Source organism: Sphingomonas sp. HDW15A (assembly GCF_011301715.1).
Lineage (GTDB): Bacteria > Pseudomonadota > Alphaproteobacteria > Sphingomonadales > Sphingomonadaceae > Sphingomicrobium.
In genome coordinates, this window is sequence record NZ_CP049870.1 from 1615298 (window position 1) to 1633749 (window position 18452).

Annotated in this window: 11 protein-coding genes and 1 pseudogene; 6 read left to right on the top strand and 6 right to left on the bottom strand. The window is 63.2% G+C overall.

The window, feature by feature from the left end:
* Positions 1-34 precede the first annotated feature (34 nt).
* Positions 35-4327, top strand: coding sequence for a DNA-directed RNA polymerase subunit beta' (gene rpoC, locus G7076_RS08455; protein WP_166202003.1), 4293 nt, complete (start codon positions 35-37; stop codon positions 4325-4327).
* Positions 4328-4498: 171 nt separating this feature from the next.
* The gene (locus G7076_RS08460; protein WP_166202005.1) at positions 4499-6913 is read left to right on the top strand and encodes a DUF305 domain-containing protein; all 2415 of its coding nucleotides are present in this window, start codon (positions 4499-4501) and stop codon (positions 6911-6913) included.
* A 300-nt stretch (positions 6914-7213) separates the two neighbouring features.
* On the opposite strand, the gene G7076_RS08465 is transcribed toward G7076_RS08460, so the two are convergent.
* Positions 7214-7354: an entericidin EcnA/B family protein gene (locus G7076_RS08465; protein WP_166202007.1), complete on the bottom strand. Its 141-nt coding sequence runs from the start codon at positions 7352-7354 to the stop codon at positions 7214-7216.
* Between the two features lie 100 nt (positions 7355-7454).
* On the bottom strand, positions 7455-8249 hold the full coding sequence (locus tag G7076_RS08470; RefSeq protein WP_166202009.1) for a thymidylate synthase: 795 nt from the start codon (positions 8247-8249) through the stop codon (positions 7455-7457).
* 124 nt (positions 8250-8373) lie between these two features.
* On the opposite strand from G7076_RS08470, the gene G7076_RS08475 reads away from it, so the two are divergent.
* The gene (locus G7076_RS08475; protein ID WP_166202011.1) at positions 8374-8775 is read left to right on the top strand and encodes a JAB domain-containing protein; all 402 of its coding nucleotides are present in this window, start codon (positions 8374-8376) and stop codon (positions 8773-8775) included.
* Between the two features lie 22 nt (positions 8776-8797).
* On the opposite strand, the pseudogene G7076_RS08480 reads toward G7076_RS08475, so the two are convergent.
* From G7076_RS08480 to G7076_RS08495, 4 genes and pseudogenes are all read right to left on the bottom strand, one after another.
* Positions 8798-9489 (bottom strand): annotated as a pseudogene (locus G7076_RS08480) (methyltransferase domain-containing protein).
* On the bottom strand, positions 9479-10606 hold the full coding sequence (prfB, locus tag G7076_RS08485; RefSeq protein ID WP_166202012.1) for a peptide chain release factor 2: 1128 nt from the start codon (positions 10604-10606) through the stop codon (positions 9479-9481). Before prfB ends, G7076_RS08480 begins: the two are co-directional and overlap by 11 nt.
* 44 nt (positions 10607-10650) lie before the next feature.
* On the bottom strand, positions 10651-13224 hold the full coding sequence (locus G7076_RS08490) for a PBP1A family penicillin-binding protein (RefSeq protein ID WP_166202014.1): 2574 nt from the start codon (positions 13222-13224) through the stop codon (positions 10651-10653).
* Between the two features lie 21 nt (positions 13225-13245).
* On the bottom strand, positions 13246-13917 hold the full coding sequence (locus G7076_RS08495) for an N-acetylmuramoyl-L-alanine amidase (protein WP_166202016.1): 672 nt from the start codon (positions 13915-13917) through the stop codon (positions 13246-13248).
* Here G7076_RS08495 and G7076_RS08500 point away from each other — a divergent pair.
* From G7076_RS08500 to G7076_RS08510, 3 genes are all read left to right on the top strand, one after another.
* On the top strand, positions 13916-14053 hold the full coding sequence (locus tag G7076_RS08500) for a hypothetical protein (RefSeq protein WP_166202018.1): 138 nt from the start codon (positions 13916-13918) through the stop codon (positions 14051-14053). The two genes, G7076_RS08495 and G7076_RS08500, sit on opposite strands and share 2 nt — an antisense overlap.
* A 415-nt stretch (positions 14054-14468) precedes the next feature.
* Positions 14469-17033, top strand: a complete 2565-nt coding sequence (locus G7076_RS08505) for a ribonuclease E/G (protein ID WP_206367520.1) — start codon at positions 14469-14471, stop codon at positions 17031-17033.
* Between the two features lie 86 nt (positions 17034-17119).
* Positions 17120-18451: a M48 family metalloprotease gene (locus tag G7076_RS08510; protein ID WP_166203520.1), complete on the top strand. Its 1332-nt coding sequence runs from the start codon at positions 17120-17122 to the stop codon at positions 18449-18451.
* Position 18452: the final 1 nt, after the last annotated feature.

An 18452-nucleotide genomic window follows, 5' to 3' on the forward strand; every position in this document is an offset into this window, starting at 1 on the left:
CCCCTCCTTCGAGTGGAGGGGCAGGAGTTTGAGAATGAACGAGCTGACCAACTTCGCGAACCCGGTGGCCAAGCCGGAGACCTTCGACCAGATCAAGATCGGCATTGCGTCGCCTGACCGCATCCGTTCGTGGTCGTTCGGCGAGATCAAGAAGCCCGAAACGATCAACTACCGCACGTTCAAGCCGGAACGTGACGGCCTGTTCTGCGCGCGCATCTTCGGTCCGATCAAGGATTACGAATGCCTGTGCGGCAAATACAAGCGCATGAAGTACAAGGGCATCGTCTGCGAAAAGTGCGGCGTCGAAGTCACCGTGTCGAAGGTTCGCCGCGAGCGCATGGGCCATATTGAGCTCGCCGCCCCGGTTGCGCACATCTGGTTCCTGAAGTCGCTTCCGTCGCGCATCGGACTTTTGCTCGACATGCAGCTCAAGCAGCTCGAGCGCGTACTCTACTTCGAATCCTATGTCGTCATCGAGCCGGGCCTGACCCCGCTTGAGAAGTTCCAGCTGCTGACCGAGGACGAGCTCCTCGAAGCGCAGGACGAATATGGCGAGGACGCCTTCTCCGCCGGGATCGGCGCGGAAGCGGTCAAGACCATGCTCATGGACCTCGACCTTGAAGGCGAGCGTGAGGAGCTTCTGAAGGAGCTTGCCGAGACCAAGTCGGAGCTCAAGCCCAAGAAGATCATCAAGCGCCTGAAGGTCGTCGAAAGCTTCATCGACTCCGGCAATCGCCCGGAGTGGATGATCCTGGACGTCGTTCCGGTCATTCCGCCCGAGCTTCGCCCGCTGGTTCCGCTGGACGGCGGCCGCTTCGCGACCTCGGATCTGAACGACCTCTATCGCCGCGTTATCAACCGTAACAACCGCCTGAAGCGGCTGATGGAACTGCGCGCACCGGACATCATCGTGCGCAACGAGAAGCGCATGCTCCAGGAAGCGGTCGACGCCCTGTTCGACAACGGCCGCCGCGGCCGTACCATCACCGGCGCCAACAAGCGTCCGCTGAAGTCGCTTTCCGACATGCTGAAGGGCAAGCAAGGCCGCTTCCGCCAGAACCTGCTCGGCAAGCGCGTCGACTATTCCGGCCGTTCGGTCATCGTCACCGGTCCTGAGCTGAAACTTCACCAGTGCGGTCTTCCGAAGAAGATGGCGCTCGAGCTCTTCAAGCCGTTCATCTACTCGCGCCTCGACGCCAAGGGTCTGAGCATGACCCTCAAGCAGGCCAAGAAGTGGGTCGAAAAGGAACGCAAGGAAGTCTGGGATATCCTGGATGAAGTCATCCGCGAGCACCCGGTTCTTCTCAACCGCGCGCCGACGCTCCACCGCCTGGGCATCCAGGCGTTCGAACCAGTTCTGATCGAGGGAAAGGCGATCCAGCTTCACCCGCTGGTCTGCGCCGCCTTCAACGCCGACTTCGACGGCGACCAGATGGCCGTTCACGTGCCGCTGAGCCTTGAGGCCCAGCTGGAAGCGCGCGTCCTGATGATGTCGACGAACAACATCCTCTCGCCCGCCAACGGCAAGCCGATCATTGTTCCTTCGCAGGACATGGTTCTCGGCCTCTATTACCTCTCGATGGAGAAGGAAGGCGAGCCGGGCGAAGGCTCGATGCTCTCCGACATGGCCGAGGTCCACCAGGCCCTCGCCGCCGGGGCAGTCACGCTTCACACCAAGATCATCAGCCGCGTCCCGCAGACGGACGAGGACGGCAAGACTTACATGAAGCGTTTCGAGACGACCGCCGGCAGAATGCTGCTCGGCGAGACCCTCCCTAAGAGCCACAAGGTTCCGTTCGAGACCGTCAACCGCCTGCTGACCAAGAAGGAAATCGGCGACGTCATCGACATCGTCTATCGCCACACCGGCCAGAAGGAGACGGTGCTGTTCGCCGACGCGATCATGTCGCTCGGCTTCCGTCACGCGTTCAAGGCCGGCATTTCGTTCGGCAAGGACGACATGGTCATTCCGCCAGCGAAGGAGGAGCTGGTCGACGAGACCCGCAGCCTCGTGAAGGACTACGAGCAGCAGTATCAGGACGGCCTGATCACGCAGCAGGAAAAGTACAACAAGGTGATCGACGCCTGGTCGCGATGCGGTGACCGCGTTGCGTCCGAGATGATGAAGGAGATCTCGTCCGTTAAGAAGGGCGAGGACGGGCGCGAGCTGCCGACCAACTCGATCTACATGATGGCCCACTCCGGCGCCCGTGGTAGCCAGGCCCAGATCAAGCAGCTGGCCGGCATGCGCGGACTGATGGCCAAACCGTCGGGCGAGATCATCGAGACCCCGATCATCTCGAACTTCAAGGAAGGCCTGACCGTCCTTGAATACTTCAACTCGACCCACGGCGCCCGCAAGGGCCTTGCCGACACGGCGCTCAAAACGGCGAACTCGGGCTACCTGACCCGCCGCCTCGTCGACGTCAGCCAGGACGCCGTCATCGTCGAGGAAGACTGCGGCACCGACCGCATGCTCGAGATGCGCGCCATCGTTCAGGGCGGCTCGGTCATCGCGTCGCTGGGCGACCGCGTGCTTGGCCGTACGACTGCCGAGGATGTCGTCGACCCCAAGACGGGCGACACGATCATCAAGGAAGGCGAGCTGCTCGACGAGGCGATGGTCGCGCGGATCGAGGAACTTGGCCTCCAGGGCATGAAGATCCGCTCCCCGCTGGTCTGCGCTGCCAAGCAGGGCGTCTGCGGCAAGTGCTACGGACGTGACCTCGCTCGCGGCACGCCGGTAAACATCGGCGAAGCGGTCGGCGTCATCGCCGCCCAGTCGATTGGCGAGCCGGGCACGCAGCTGACGATGCGGACCTTCCACATCGGCGGCGCCGCGCAGCTCAACGAGCAGTCGAACCTCGAAGCGCCGGTCGACGGCACCATCGAGTTCCGTGACATGCCGACGATTATCGATCCGCGCGGCCGCCACCTGTCCCTGTCGCGTTCGGGCGAAATCGCCATCCTCGACATGGACGGCCGCGAGCTTTCCACCCACCGCGTGCCTTACGGTGCGCACCTGCTGTGCGAAAGCGGCCATATCGTCAGCCGCGGCGACCGCATCGCCGAGTGGGATCCCTCGTTCAGCCCGGTCGTCACCGAGCGTGCCGGCACCATCCGGTACCAGGACCTGATCGAGAACCGGACGATGACGGAACAGACCGACGAGTCGACCGGCATCTCGCAGCGCGTGGTCACCGACGACGTCAACAAGGCGAAGAAGGACGACCTTCGTCCGCGCCTGACGCTGACCGCCAAGGGCAAGGGCGAAGACGCGGTCTATCGCCTCGCGACCGGCGCGATCGTCGCGGTCGAGGACGGCCAGGAAGTGGCGGCCGGCGAAGTTCTCGCCCGCTTGCCGCGCGAAGCCGCCAAGACCCGCGACATCACCGGCGGTCTGCCGCGCGTCGCGGAGCTGTTCGAGGCCCGCAAGCCGAAGGAAAATGCCATCATCGCCAAGGTTAGCGGCAAGGTCACCTTCATGAAGGACTACAAGGCCAAGCGTAAGATTGCGATCCTGCCCGAAGACGGCGGCGATCCGGTCGAATATCTGGTGCCGAAGTCCAAGGTGATCGACGTCCAGGAAGGCGATTATGTGAAGCGCGGCGACAACCTCGTCGGCGGCTCGCCCGATCCGCATGACATCCTGGAAGTCCTGGGTGTCGAAGCGCTTGCAGAATATCTCGTCGCCGAGATCCAGGAAGTCTATCGATTGCAGGGCGTGAAGATCAACGACAAGCACATCGAGGTAATCGTTCGCCAGATGTTGCAGAAGGTCGAGATCACCGACGGCGGCGACACCACCTTGCTCGCCGGCGAGCAGGTCGACCGCGACGAGATGGACGAGCAGAATGCCAAGTTGACCAAAAAGCAGAAGCCTGCCGAAGGTAAGCCGGTGCTTCTCGGCATCACCAAGGCGTCGCTGCAGACCCGCAGCTTCATCTCTGCGGCCTCGTTCCAGGAGACGACCCGCGTGCTGACCGAGGCTTCGGTTCAGGGCAAGGTGGACGTTCTCAACGGTCTCAAGGAAAACGTCATCGTCGGCCGGCTCATCCCCGCGGGTACCGGCGCCGGCATGAACCGGATGCGGGTTGCCGCTTCCAGCCGCGATGCTTCGCTGCGTGCGCAGCAGCGCAAGCTCGCGGAAGCGCTGATCGCACCGGATTCGGCTGAGGAAGAGCATCAGGCCGAACTCGCCCGCAACGCTCGCGACGAGAGCGCCGGGGGCGAGGATCCACTGGCCAAGGTGATTCCGTCGGGTCACGGCACCGATGCCGACGCCGGCGATTACCTGACCGAGGCAGAGGTCAAGACGGAGGAATGATCGAGCGCAGCTAGCCTGGAGGCTAGCGAGCATGATGTTTCCATCCAGGAATCAGGCCGTCGCCCCAACGGGCGGCGGCCTTTTTCGTAGATTGGCACTATTCCCTTCGGCGTGCTCGCCCTTACGCTTGGCGACAACTCGCATTGAGTCGCGTCATTCGCCGGAGAAACCATGAAGTCGTCCATCCTGCTCGCCGCGTTCGCCTTATCTCTTTCTACCCCTCTCGCTGCCCAGGCGCCCGTACCGATCATCCAGCCCGGCGCGCCGGGTGCGCCGGCCCGCGTGCTGACGCCCGAGCAGGCCGCCAAGGTCGCCGACACGCGTTTCATCGGCGCCGACCTCGAATTCATGTCCGGCATGATTCATCACCACCAGCAGGCGCTCGACATGGCGAAGCTTGCTCCGGCGCGCTCGAGCAACAAGGACTTGCTGACGATGGCCGGGCGGATTGCCGCCTCGCAAAAGGACGAGATGAAGTTCATGCACGACTGGCTTCGCGCGCGCGGCGCAGGTCCAACGGCACCCATGCCGGCAATGGCCGGCCACGACCACGGCGGTTTGGCAATGAAGGGGATGGCCACTCCGGCGCAAATGGCTCTGCTCGCCGCCTCGAAAGGCGAGGCGTTCGATCGTCTCTTTCTCCAATTGATGACCGCTCATCACGCCGGCGCGGTGACGATGGTCGAGGAACTGCTGGAACGTCCCGGCGCAGCCTACGACCCGGTGCTGTTCCAGTTCACAAGCGACGTGAAGAACGAGCAAACTGCCGAGATCAAGCGCATGGACGCCTTGAAGGCACGCCTATCTGCCGACCCTCGCGAGGCGCTCAAGGCCGGCTTCCGCGATGCCGGCCACGCAATTAGCAACATGACACTGGTGGCCTCATTGCCGAAGCCCCCAGGCTTCTTCGATCCGACGAACCCCGCGGGCTATCCGCCGATGAAGGTTAAGAAGGGGGTCAAGCCCACCGCCAATGCATTTCGCGACGATGGGCAGAGCAATGATGACATCGAATGGAGCGACCGCTCGCCCCTGCTGAGCTTCGCGCAGACTGACATGGCCTTTGCCGGCGACCGCCTATTCGTCGGCAACTATCACGGCTTCAACGCCTATCGCCTCGGCGCAGACGGCATGCCCGTGCAGGTCGCGTCAGTGGTCTGCGCCGGCGGTCAAGGCGACGTTTCCGTGATCGGCAACCTGCTCATCATGTCGGTTGAGCAGAACCGCGCGCGGCGCGATTGCGGCACACAAGGCATTGCCGACGATGTCAGCGCCGAACGTTTCCGCGGCATTCGGATATTCGACATTTCGGACATCGCACGTCCGCGCCAGGTCGGGCAGGTTCAAACCTGCCGCGGAAGCCATACCCATTCGATCGTCAAGGGCCCCGAAGGCGACGGCAGGATCCTCGTCTACGTCTCGGGCACCGGCAACGTCCGCAAGGCCGAGGAACTGGCCGGCTGCACAGACCAGCCCTCGCCGTCCAACAGCTTGTTCCGCATCGACGTCGTTGAAATCCCGGTCGATGACCCTGCAACCGCACGGATCGTCGACAGCCCGGCCGTCTTTGCCGATGCAAAGACAGGTGAGCTTGCCGGTCTTTGGAAAGGCGGAGACCACGGCGACGAAACGCAGAAAACTCATATCACCGACCAGTGCCACGACATCACGGTGTTCCCGGCCAGTCGCCTTGCTGCCGGCGCCTGTTCGGGCAACGGGATCATCTTCGACATCTCGAACCCGCGCAAGCCGCGCCGCATCGATGTCGTCAGCGATCCGGGATTCGCATACTGGCATTCCGCGACCTTCAACAATGACGGCACGAAGGTTTTGTTCACCGACGAGTGGGGCGGCGGATCGCGGCCGCGTTGCCGAAACCAGGACCGAAAGGATTGGGGCGCCGACGCCATTTACGACATCGTCGATGGGAAGCTGATGCGCCGCGCGACCTTCAAGCTTGCCGCGGCGCAGAGCGAGCAGGAGAATTGCGTCGCCCACAATGGCTCCATCGTCCCCGTTCCGGGCCGCGATATCATGGTCCAGGCCTGGTACCAGGGCGGCCTTACCGTCATCGACTTCACCGATAGCAGCGCGCCGTTCGAGATCGCCTATTTCGATCGCGGCCCGATCGATTCCAAGCGCGAGGTGCTGGGCGGATTCTGGTCCGCCTATTTCTATCGCGGACGCATTTACGCGACCGAGATTGCGCGCGGTCTCGACGTCCTCGCTTTGAAGCCGAGCGCGATGCTCAGCGCAAACGAGATTGCCGCGGCAGCGCTTGCCGACCAAGGACCGGCGTTCAATCCGCAGCAGCAGAATCCGGTCGCCTGGCCTGCCGTTCCGGTGATCGTTCGCGCCTATGCCGATCAACTGAAGCGTGCGGGCGCGCTCGATGGCGCCTTCGCAGCCCGGCTCGAGCCCGCTCTGGCGGAGGCCGATTCTCGCTTTGCATCGAACGCGCGCGACCCAGCGCTGGCCACCCTGCTCCTCGACCTTGCTCGCGCCGCCCGCAGCTTTGCTGTCGATCGTCCGCGGCACGCCGCGATGGCGGACAAGCTTGTGCAGATCGCCGATCGACTGCGCTAGCCGCCGGTACGAAAAAAGCCCCGCGCGGATCGCTCCGGCGGGGCTTCCTTCGTCGAAGCCCCGCGCGGATCGCTCCGGCGGGGCTTCCTTCGTCGAAGGCTCAGCTCAACACTGACCGTTGTTGATCATATTCTCGGTGCAATTGGCAGCCGACTGAAGGTCCTGACCAGCGCCACGAACGGCATTACACGCCGTCAGCACTAAGCCGCTCCCCAAAATCCCCACCAGCACCAACTTGCGAACCATGATCTGCGTCCTCCCATTTACGGTGACCGACCATGGCATGCGGCGTCCTGCGCGTCAGCAGGTACCGTTGTTGATGGCATTCTCGGTGCAGTTGGCGACGGACTGAACGTCCTCGCCTGCGCCGCGAACGGTGTTGCAGGCCGCGAGAACGAGGCCGCCGCCGATCAACAACATGGTCGTCACTTTACGAAGCATCACAGTTTCTCCTGTCTGGCCGCTGAACGAACGCCGCTTCGCACTCGAAGTTCATTCCGGACGTGTAATTTTCAGATGGGCCGTTGTTTTGCAACAACCATTACACGGCGACGGGCGCCGGGATATGCGGATGCGGATCGTAATTCTCGAACGTGAAGTCCGTGGCGTCGTAACCGAACAGGTCCTGCCCGCGGTCGGCGATGAGCAGGCGCGGCAAGGGGCGCGGCTCACGCTGCAACTGGAGCCGTGCCTGGTCGAGATGATTGGAATAAAGGTGGATATCGCCGCCGGTCCACACGAACACGCCGGGCTCCAGCCCGCATTCCCGCGCGAGCATGTGAGTGAGCAGCGCGTAACTGGCGATGTTAAATGGAACACCCAGGAACAGGTCGGCGCTACGCTGGTAGAGCTGCAGATTCAACCGCCCGGCCGCGACCTGCGTTTGGAACAGGCAGTGGCATGGCGCGAGCGCCATCTTGTGGATCTCGCCCGGGTTCCAGGCGGTGACGATCTGCCGGCGGCTGGAGGGATCGTTCCGGATCAACTTCACCAGCTCGGCGATCTGATCAACCCGGCGTCCGTCCGCGGTTTCCCAATCCCGCCATTGCTTGCCATAAACCGGGCCAAGGTCGCCGTCCGGCCCGGCCCACTCGTCCCAGATGCTTACCTTTCGCTCCTGAAGCCAGCGCACGTTCGTGTCGCCGCGCAGGAACCACAAAAGCTCGACGATGATCGAGCGCAGGTGGAGCTTCTTGGTGGTGAGAAGTGGGAAGCCAGCGGTGAGATCGAACCGCATCTGCCCGCCGAACAGGCTGAGCGTGCCAGTGCCGGTACGGTCCTGCTGGGGGACGCCTTCGGCAAGGATCTTCGCCATGAGATCGAGATATTGTCGCATGGTCCGAAGCCTAGCGGGACGAAAACCGGCGGCAAGGAGAATCCCGCCGAAGCAACGAAACGCCGCTCCGAAATGGACCTTAAAATGTTCGCGCCGATGCGGATGAGCCTATAATTGGCTTGGCATGTTCCAGCAGCGTGCCGAATCATTTCTTTTGAATGGGCTTGGGCCGGCCCGGCATTTCTTCTCCGGCTTGCTCGCGGAGTGCGATCCTCGCCGCGAGCATCTGTGGGTTGCTCATCTCGACGAGCAGGACCGGTGCATCCACCTGACGCGTTTCGACGGTGGCGACGGCGAAGCGCCGTTGCCATTTCGCGAAGTTGTCGCCGACGCCGCGGTCCACGGTTCGGTGGGGATCGTCCTCGCCCATAATCATCCGTCCGGCGATGCGACTCCAAGCGCCAGCGATTGCGCACTGACTCGCCGGCTGGCGCTTGTCGGCGAGGCAATGGACGTCGCCCTTCTCGATCACCTCGTGCTCGCCGGTTCCGAGTGCACGTCGATGCGCTCCATGGGCCTGATCTGAGAATCCGGCTGTCCTGCGAAAGTTAGGACTCGATCCGGCAGGCCTTGATTTCGGAAGGCTGCGGGCGTCGCTTCCCTGCCGTGAAAAGTGCCATGTAGCTGTCGGTTCCTTCGATGGGTGCCATAGCGACCCGGCGAAGCCCAAGAGAGGCGAATTCGCAGTCTAGTAGGGCCGGCGGCATGCCGTGACGCTTCACGGGGCGGTCGGCGTCGACGACAACGATGAGACCCCCTTTTTCAAACCGTCGAGCAAATGCCAAAGGAAGGCGTAGGGCTCGGTCACTTCATGGTACATGTGGACCAGGAAGATCCGGTCGAAGCTAGCTTCGGGCAGTTTCGGGTCATCGGGCAGTCCGAGCCGAACCGCGACATTGTCCAGACCTTCGCGCTGGACCCGCAAGGCAAGCCTGTCGCGCGTTTCGGCGCTGATGTCTTGAGCCAGAACCCTGCCGCGCGGGCCCACCACTGGCGACAATCGAACGGTGTAATAGCCCTCCCCGGCCCCGATGTCGGCAACCGACATCCCGGGCCTGATCCGAGCAAAGGCGATAACGGCCTCTGCCTCGCCGACACGGTCGCGGGCGTCCTCGGTCGAAAAGGCATCCGAGACGATGGGCGCGACCGGCCGATGGGCTTCTGGGAATGTCCGCTTCTCCTCGGCCCGGCATGACGCGACAAGGAGCAGGACGAGTGCGGCGAGCGCCCTACTCGACATCCTCGACCTCGACCTTTTCCCCTGTCACGCGCTGCGACAGAGCCGCGGCCATGAAGCGGTCGAGGTCACCATCGAGCACATCACTCGGCGCGGTCGAGGTCACCCCGGTGCGCAGGTCTTTTACAAGCTGGTACGGCTGCAGGACGTAGGAGCGGATCTGGTGCCCCCAGCCGATGTCGGTCTTCGCCGCATTGGCTGCATTGGCTTCCGCCTCGCGCTTCTGGAGTTCGTTTTCGTAAAGCCGCGCCTTCAGTTGCTTCATTGCCGAGGCGCGGTTCTTGTGCTGGGACCGCTCGTTCTGGCAGGCGACGACAATGCCTGTCGGCAAGTGGGTAATCCGCACTGCGCTATCGGTGGTGTTGACGTGCTGGCCGCCGGCCCCGGAAGCCCGGTAGGTATCGATCCTTAGGTCGCCTTCGTTGACCTCGATTTCGATATCGTCGTCGACTTCCGGATAGACCCAGACGCTGGCGAAGCTTGTGTGGCGTCGCGCGGAGCTATCGTACGGCGAGATCCGCACGAGCCTGTGGACCCCGCCTTCGACCTTCAGATTGCCGTAGGCATTCTCGCCCTTGATGAGGATGGTCGCCGACTTGATTCCGGCCTGCTCGCCGGAATGGTGGTCGACCATTTCGACCTTCATCCCATGACGCTCGCCCCACCGAGTGTACATCCGCAGCAGCATCGACGCCCAGTCGTTCGACTCGGTGCCGCCGGCGCCGCTGTTAATCTCGACATAGCTGTTGTTGGCATCAGCTTCGCCTGCCAGCAGCGCCGCGACCTTGTCGCGCTCGGCCCGCTCGGCGAGGTCTGCCAAAGCCTTGACGCCGTCATCGACCAGGGCTCCGTCACCTTCCGCCTCCGCCATCTCGATAAGCTCGACGGTGTCCTTGAGCTCGGTCTCGATCTTCGAAGTCGCGCCGATCGCCTCTTCGAGCCTGCGCCGCTCGCGCATCACATCCTGCGCCGCCTTGGTGTCGTCCCAAAGCGTCGGTTCCTCGACCTTGGCGTTCAGCTCGGCAAGCCGCTTGTGCGCCACGTCCCAGTCTAGGAAACGGCGAAGCAACTGAACGGCCGCCTTGATCTGGTCGATATGGGCTTGCGCTTCGGCGCGCATGGTCAAAAACTTTCGAAACGGGTTCGGAGGGATTGGGGGATCCCCTAGTAAATCCCGCCCTGCCTTTGCAAGAAATCGTCCGCCGCCACGCGCTGCGGAGAACGGTTGACGGCTCGGGCAACGCGCGGCTTCCGGCTCGCCTCCTGAGTGCGTTTGTCAGCTTCCGCGCGCTCCTCGCGGCGGAAAGAGCGGCGGGGCTCTGTCTCCGGCTGGAACGCTTCCCAGATTACCGATGACTTGGGATCTTCAGTGGTGGGAAAACTTCCGAACACGCGCTTGCCGGTCACCCGGTCGATTCGAACCATGCGAATGCCGGCGGGGGCAACGAACGGGATTTTGGGGGCGTCCTTCAACGACGCTTCGGCCCATTGCTTGAAGACCGGCGCGGCAACACGGCCGCCCTGCGCGGCATGGCCCATCGGGCGTGGCTGATCATACCCCAGGTAAACACCAGCGACGACTTCCGGAGTGCCGCCGATGAACCAAACGTTGGTCGGACCGCTGGTCGTTCCCGTCTTGCCAAACAACGGCCGCTCGAGGCTGCGCAGCGACGTCGCGGTTCCGCGCTCCACCACACCCTCAAGCACGTGTACCATCTGGTAGGCAGCCTGCGGATCGAGCAGCTGCTTCTGGCGTGAGGGCGGGCGCGGCATCGCCTTGCCGTCCCAATCTGGCGCGCTGCAATTCTGCATGACCTGGCAGCGATTATCGGTGCGGAAGATGACTCTGCCGTTCCGGTCCTGGACGAAGTCGATGATCGACGGCCGCACTTCCCGCCCCTGGTTGGCGAGTACGGCGTACGCGTTGACCAGATGGAGAACAGTCGTGTCGCCAGCACCCAGTGCGATGGACAGGTAATTGGGGTAATCGCCGACGCCCAGTTTCTTGGCGTTGGCGATGACCTTGGGCATGCCAGCTTGCGATGCGGCGCGGACGGTCATGAGATTGCGCGATTGCTCGACGCCCCAGCGCATCGTCTTCGGACCGGCATAGCGGCCATCGAAATTGCGGAAGCACTTGTTTCCGAGACCGGCGCCTTGCCAGACGCAGAATGGAGCGTCGACGATGATCGACGCAGGGGTCATGCCGTTCTCGAGCGCCGTCACATAGACGATCGGTTTGAAGGCGGATCCCGGCTGCCGCTTCGCCTGTGTCGCGCGGTTGTACGATGAACCGATCACGTCGAATCCGCCCTGCATGGCGAGGACCCGGCCAGTGTTGACCTCTTCAGCCAGGAAGGCTCCGCCGATTTCGGGGATCGAACGAAGCGCGTAGCTGTCTGTGCCCATCTGCTTGACGATGATGATCATCCCGGGGCGAAGGTTCGAAAATGCGCTTCCCCCGCCGCCTTTCTTTGGCTGCTGGGCCGCACTCGCCGGCAATATGCCCTTCGTGCCATTCGAAAAACCTATGGTCGCCTCACCAGAGGACTTTTCAAGGACGACGGCCTTTTTCCAGTCCGGAAAGCCTGTGCCGAGCGCTGCGACCCGCAATCGTGCCGCCCAGTCGCCGTCGATCGGCACGGTGAGACCGGTATCCTTCCAGCCCCGCCCGCCGTCGAACCGGGCCAGCCCTTCACGCAAGGCTTCGGCGGCGGCGTCCTGCATTACCGGCACCATCGAGGAGCGGACCCAGAGGCCGCCCGCGTAGACGCTGTTCGGACCGTCCTCCGACTCTTCGCCGAATCGGCGGATCAGGTCGCGGCGGACTTCTTCCATGAAATAGCCGCCCATCTGCCGAAACTTTTCGTTGCTGCCGTAGGGGATGGTACCCAGAGGTGCTTCCGTCGCTGCCGCCCGCTGCGCCTCGGTAATGTAGCCGTTGTCCATCATTTCGTTGAGGACGTAGTTACGACGTTCCAGCGCCTTGCGAGTCGCACGCACTGGATCGTAGTTGGACGGCGCTTTCGGAAGGATCGCGAGATAGGCGGCTTCGGGGAGCGTTAAGTCCTTGACGTCCTTGTCGAAGTACGCGCGGCTTGCGGCCTGAATCCCGTAGGCATTGCGCCCGAGGAATATGGAGTTGAGGTAGAGTTCGAGGATCTGCTCTTTCGTCAGCGTATCCTCCAGCCGGAAGGCGAGGATCATTTCCCGGATCTTACGGCTGACGGCGTATTCGTCATCCTGAAGCAGGTATTTCGCGACCTGCTGAGTGATGGTCGATCCGCCGGGAACGCGGCCGCCGCCGCCGACGCTGCTGAGGACATAATTGAACACCGCCTTTGTTAGCCCGGGATAATCGAGACCGCCATGCGTGAAGAAGGTCTTGTCCTCCGCCGATGTGAAGGCCTGCACCACCAGCGGCGGATACTCATCGAACGCCAGTTCGACCCGACGTTCTCGCGCGAATGTCTGGACGGGATTTCCGTCATAGCCGCGGACGTTGCTGGGTAGCGGCGGCTGATAGGACAGCAGGGTCTGGGAGCTCGGCAGACCAGCCGCGAAGTAGACGAAGGTGATCGCGCCGATGACGAACGCCACAACGCCGGCCCACGTCAGTCGCCGGAACCAGGTTTTTTCCCACCACGGGTCGATACGTTCGCGAACGCGACGATTGAACGCGACGAGATCTGGCAGGCTGTTCGAGATACGATCGAACGGGGCGGTCAATGTCGGCATGGTCGGTCGATCATCTAGCCGCTAAGCGGCGATGCGCAAAGGCGCTTTAGCGCGAAGCCGACAGAACGCTCTCGATCTCGATAGCCCGTGCGAGCGCAGCGACGATTGGCGCGCGGCCTTGGGGGTCAGGAGTGCTGCTTCGTCTTCGACGTTGCTGATATAGCCGGCTTCAAACAGCACGCCGGGCGCTTCCGACCGCTTGAGGACGTGGAAAGCAGCGAATTTGTGCGGCTCCGGCCGAAGTATGACGCGGCCTCTGCTCGACTCGACCAACCGGCCCGCCAAGGCCGCGGAATCCGCCATTCGATCCCGTAGGGCCAGGTCGGAGAGGAGAAATCGCACGCTCGCATCCTCTTCGCTCGTCATGCCTCCGCCAGCGGCATTCTCCGCGCTTGCGAAACGCGCGGCCTCCGCGTCGGAGGCCACATCGGAAAGCGAATAGACGGTCGCTCCGCGAGCAAGCTCATTGGGTGCGCTATCCATATGGATAGAAACGAACAGGCGCGCGCCAATCCGCCCGGCGAGGTCGGCGCGCTGGGCGAGCGTTAGCGTTCGGTCCCGATCCCTCGTCAGGGCGACGCGAACTCGCCCGTTCTTGACCAGCCTGTCCCGAAGCTCGCGGGAAAATGCGAGTGTCAGGTCCTTCTCGGCGGCGCTCCCAGAAACGCCGCTCGCCCCGGGTCCGTCCCCCATGGCCGGGATCGATGAGCACGATCGGCCGCCCGGGAACGCGGGCTTCGCTGATCGCGACGTCGCGGACGGGTTCGTCCAGTGCCACGGTCACGCCGCCGCGGCGCGCTTCGCCGAGCAATGCGTCATTGCCGCTTGAAGGATCGGCGCTGCACGCCGACACAAGCAGCGCTAGCAACGCCGGGCCGGCGCAGCGAATGATGTGGGTCCCTCCCATTCGCGCCGACTATCGGAGATGTCCCACCGTCAGCGCAAGTCATGCATTTGTTTCGATTGCGACCCTGCACAGGCGGTGCTAACCCCGAAGAAGCCCGCCTGCGACGCGCGGGCCTGCGCCTTTCCAGGCGCTGACTTACGAGGTTGACGCTGCATGATGCCAAAAGATGCCACCCGATTGCTCCCAGATGGGCAGGGATTGGCGTCCATTCCGGCCAGGACCGGACGGGCTCGCGCAGCAGACGCAATTTCCGCATCTCCCGGCGTCATGAAGACGCCGGCCATAACCATTGCGCGCGAGGTCCGTAACAGGGCTCGACGCGCCCGGAGAATATTCAATGTCCATGCGCATGCTAATCGATGCGCGCCACCCGGAGGAAACCCGGGTCGCGGTCGTCAAGGGAAGCCGGATCGAGGAGTTTGACTTCGAGTCCGCCGAGCACAAGCAGCTCAAAGGAAATATCTATCTAGCCAAGGTTACCAGGGTCGAGCCGTCGCTCCAGGCGGCGTTCATCGAATATGGCGGCAACCGCCACGGCTTCCTGGCCTTCAGCGAAATCCACCCCGATTATTACCAGATCCCGAAATCGGATCGCGAGGCCCTGCTTCGCGAAGAGGCGGAACATGCAGCCGAGGAAGAACGGCTCAGGGCGGAAGCTGAAGATGCCAGCCTGGACCCACATCACGAAGACGATGGCACTGACGATCGCCCGGAAGAGCCCGATGACGAGTATGCCGGAGAGAACGGCAACGGATCGACGTCGGTCGGCACCGAAAGCAGCCGTTCCCCGGTTGACGAAAGCGCGGCCGACGAACTTCGCAAGAAGCGCCAAGCGCTCCGCCGCCGATACAAGATTCAGGATGTCATCCAGCGCCGCCAGGTTCTGCTGGTCCAGGTCGTCAAAGAAGAACGTGGAAACAAGGGCGCGGCGCTAACGACCTACCTCAGCCTCGCCGGCCGCTATTGCGTGCTCATGCCCAACACCAGCCATGGTGGAGGAATTTCGCGCAAGATTTCGAACGGCGCCGATCGCAAGCGCCTGAAGTCGATCATGAGCGACCTGAAGCTTCCGTCGACGATGGGGCTGATCGTCCGAACTGCCGGGCTTGAGCGGACCAAGACCGAGATCAAGCGCGATTTCGATTATCTCGCGCGCTTGTGGGACGAAATTCGCGAGAAGACGCTGACCAGCAGCGCTCCGGCGCTGATCTATCGCGACAGCGACCTCGTGAAGCGTGCCATCCGCGATCTTTACAACAAGGAAATCGACGAGGTCGTCGTCGAGGGCGAGGACGGCTACAAGGCGGCGCGCGGCTTCATGAAGCTACTCATGCCGAGCCATGTGAAGCGGGTACGGTCCTACTCCGACCCCACGCCGATCTTCCAGCGCTTCGGAGTCGAGGACCAGCTCAATGCGATGTACCAGCCGGTCGTCCAGCTGAAGAGCGGCGGTTACCTGGTCATCAACCCGACCGAGGCGTTGGTATCGATCGACATCAACTCCGGCCGCGCGACCCGCGAGCACAATATCGAGCAGACGGCTTTCGCGACCAACCTTGAGGCCGCAAGCGAGATCGCACGCCAGCTTCGCCTTCGCGACATGGCCGGCCTCGTCGTCATCGACTTCATCGACATGGAGCAGAACGGCCACGTTCGCAAAGTCGAGAAGGCGATGAAAGAAGCCCTCAAGAACGACCGCGCACGAATTCAGGTTGGGCGAATCTCCAGCTTCGGCCTGATGGAGATGAGCCGGCAGCGGCTCCGGACCGGCGTTCTCGAAGCCTCGACCAAGGCTTGCCCGCACTGTGAAGGCACCGGTCTGATGCGCACCGCATCGTCCGCTGGCCTGAGCGCTCTACGGATCATCGAGGACGAGGCGGCTCGCGGTCGCGGCGACCGGATCATCCTTCGCGCCGGTCGCGAAGCCGCGATCTACCTGCTCAACAAAAAGCGCGCCGAACTTGCCGAGATCGAGGCACGCTACGGAGTTACCGTCGAGGTTCTGATAGACGAGAGCCTGGAAGGCGCGCGGATGAGCGTCGACAGCACCGGCCCACGTCCGGTTGCAGCCCCGCGGCCGCAAGCGCCTTTTGCCGAGCCGGCGGAGGACGACGATTTCGACGATGCGGTCATCGACGAAGACGAGGATGAAGAGGAGAGCGGGGAGCGCGAACGCGGTGAGCGCGATGGCATTGATCGCGAAGGTGATCGCGATTCGCGCAAGCGGCGTCGCCGCCGTCGCGGCGGCCGCGGCCGCAATCGCAACCGTCCCGAGGACGGCGAAGCTGAGAGTGCCGGCGAAGATTCCGCAGAAGAAGCGAACGATGCCGGCCAGCAGCACGCAGAAGTTTCTGATGCGGCTGAGGACGATGGCGCTCGCCGTCGGCGAGGCCGTCGCGGAGGCCGCGGCCGCAAGCCGCGCGAGGAAGGCGCTGGCGCTCGCGAGGAAGTCATCTCACCGGATGAGCAGCCCACGACCGAACCGGTGATCGCCGATGCCGTCTCCCTGGAAAGCGCCAGCGAGGCCGATGAGGAAGCGCCCAAGACGCGCCGTCGTCCACGCGCCCGCAAGCCTGTTGCGCAAGCGACTGCTTCGCCCGAAGCGGAAGTTTCGGCTCCGATCGAGGCGGAAGCTTCTGCCGATACAAAGGAAGCGAAGCCCAAGGGTCGTTCGAAAAAGGCAGCTGCGCCGAAGACGGACTCTGAAGCTGCTACCGCTGCGGTCGAACCTACGGCTAGAGACGAGGTCAAGCCGAAGGCGAGGCGCAGCCGTTCGAAAAAGCCGGAAACCGAGGTCGAACAACCCCAGCAAACCGAGGAATCGGGTCTCCAGGCCGCCAACGCCGACGACGATTCGGACGAGCCCAAGCGCGGCGGCTGGTGGCAACGCACTTTCGGCTAATTAGAGGGCGTTTCATGCACGGTTCAGGCCGGGGATGGGACAGCGCGACGATGAGCCGCCTTCCCTCCCGCCTGACCGGGTTGGTCATGCTGTTCCTGACCCTGTTGTTCGCTGTGGCCCAGCCGGCTGCTGCGCAGCAGGTATTGCGGGACAGCGAAACCGAATTGCTCTTCCGCGATATGTCCGCACCGCTCGTCAAGGCGGCCGGCCTGCGGCCTGAGAACGTCAAGATCGTCCTCCTGCGCGACGACGAAATCAACGCCTTCGTTGCGGGTGGCCAGATCGTCTACATTCACAGCGGCCTGCTCCAGAAGGCCGACAACGCCAACCAGGTCCAGGGCGTGATCGCTCACGAACTTGGGCATGTCGCGGGCGGCCACATCCTGCGGCTCAACGACGGTTTCAAGCAGGCGACGGCCATCACCGTCCTGTCCTTGCTCCTCGGACTGGCCGCAGCCGCGGCGGGCGCACCGGATGCCGGCATGGGCCTGATGATGGCAGGGCAGCGGGCGGCAATGGGCAGCTTCATGGCCTTTACCCGCGCCCAGGAAAGCTCGGCCGACTCTGCCGGTGCCTCCTACCTCTCGCAAGCCGGGGTGAGTGGCCGAGGGAGCCTCGACTTCTTTAAGAAGCTGCAGAACCAGGAATATCGCCTCGCGATCTATTCGAAGGACAGCTACGACCGTACGCATCCGCTCAGCCAGGAGCGCATCCAGGCCCTTACGGAGGTCTACCAGAAGGATCCAGCTTGGAACCGCCCGACCGATCCTGCGCTCGAAGCGCGCTTCCAGAGGGTGAAGGCCAAGCTGATCGGCTATGTCGATTCCAAGAATGCGATCACACTTTATCCGGAAAGTGATCAGAGCGTCCCGGCCCACTATGCCCGCGCCTATGCCTACCACCTCGGCGCTTACCCCGAAAAAGCGCTGTCCGAGGCCGATGCGCTTCTCGCAACGGCGCCTGATGACCCGTTCTTCCTTGAGCTGAAGGGCCAGATCCTGCTTGAAAGCGGCCGTCCTCGCGAAGCGCTACCGCTCTTGCGTCAGGCGGTCGCGAACGCTCCGGATCAGCCGATGATTGCCGTGAGCCTTGGCCATGCGCTTGTTGCCACCGAAGACCCGAAGAATCTGGCCGAGGCCAAGAATGTCCTTCGCGCCGCCGTTGGTCGTGACAATGAAAATCCCATGGCCTGGCTCCAACTGGGGATGATCTACGATCGTGAGGGCGACCGGCCTCGCGCTGCGCTGGCGATGGCCGAAAGTCGCAATCTCGAGGGCGAGCCCAAGCTTGCCTTGGCGAGCGCGCGGACGGCGATGGCCGGCATTCCGAGCGGCACGCCGGACTATCTCCGCGCGCAGGACATCGCCATGGTCAGCCAGGCCGCCCTCGACAAAGACAAAAAGAAAAAGAAGGATTAGC

Excerpts from the sequence above, each read along its gene's own strand:
- G7076_RS08465 (WP_166202007.1), bottom strand. The coding sequence starts at position 7,354 with ATGCTTCGTAAAGTGACGACCATGTTGTTGATCGGCGGCGGCCTCGTT.
- G7076_RS08500 (WP_166202018.1), top strand. The coding sequence starts at position 13,916 with ATGGCCGGGATCGATGAGCACGATCGGCCGCCCGGGAACGCGGGCTTC.
- G7076_RS08505 (WP_206367520.1), top strand. The coding sequence starts at position 14,469 with ATGTCCATGCGCATGCTAATCGATGCGCGCCACCCGGAGGAAACCCGG.
- G7076_RS08470 (WP_166202009.1), bottom strand. The coding sequence starts at position 8,249 with ATGCGACAATATCTCGATCTCATGGCGAAGATCCTTGCCGAAGGCGTC.
- G7076_RS08490 (WP_166202014.1), bottom strand. The coding sequence starts at position 13,224 with ATGCCGACATTGACCGCCCCGTTCGATCGTATCTCGAACAGCCTGCCA.
- G7076_RS08510 (WP_166203520.1), top strand. The coding sequence starts at position 17,120 with ATGCTGTTCCTGACCCTGTTGTTCGCTGTGGCCCAGCCGGCTGCTGCG.
- rpoC (WP_166202003.1), top strand. The coding sequence starts at position 35 with ATGAACGAGCTGACCAACTTCGCGAACCCGGTGGCCAAGCCGGAGACC.
- G7076_RS08475 (WP_166202011.1), top strand. The coding sequence starts at position 8,374 with ATGTTCCAGCAGCGTGCCGAATCATTTCTTTTGAATGGGCTTGGGCCG.
- prfB (WP_166202012.1), bottom strand. The coding sequence starts at position 10,606 with ATGCGCGCCGAAGCGCAAGCCCATATCGACCAGATCAAGGCGGCCGTT.
- G7076_RS08495 (WP_166202016.1), bottom strand. The coding sequence starts at position 13,917 with ATGGGGGACGGACCCGGGGCGAGCGGCGTTTCTGGGAGCGCCGCCGAG.
- G7076_RS08460 (WP_166202005.1), top strand. The coding sequence starts at position 4,499 with ATGAAGTCGTCCATCCTGCTCGCCGCGTTCGCCTTATCTCTTTCTACC.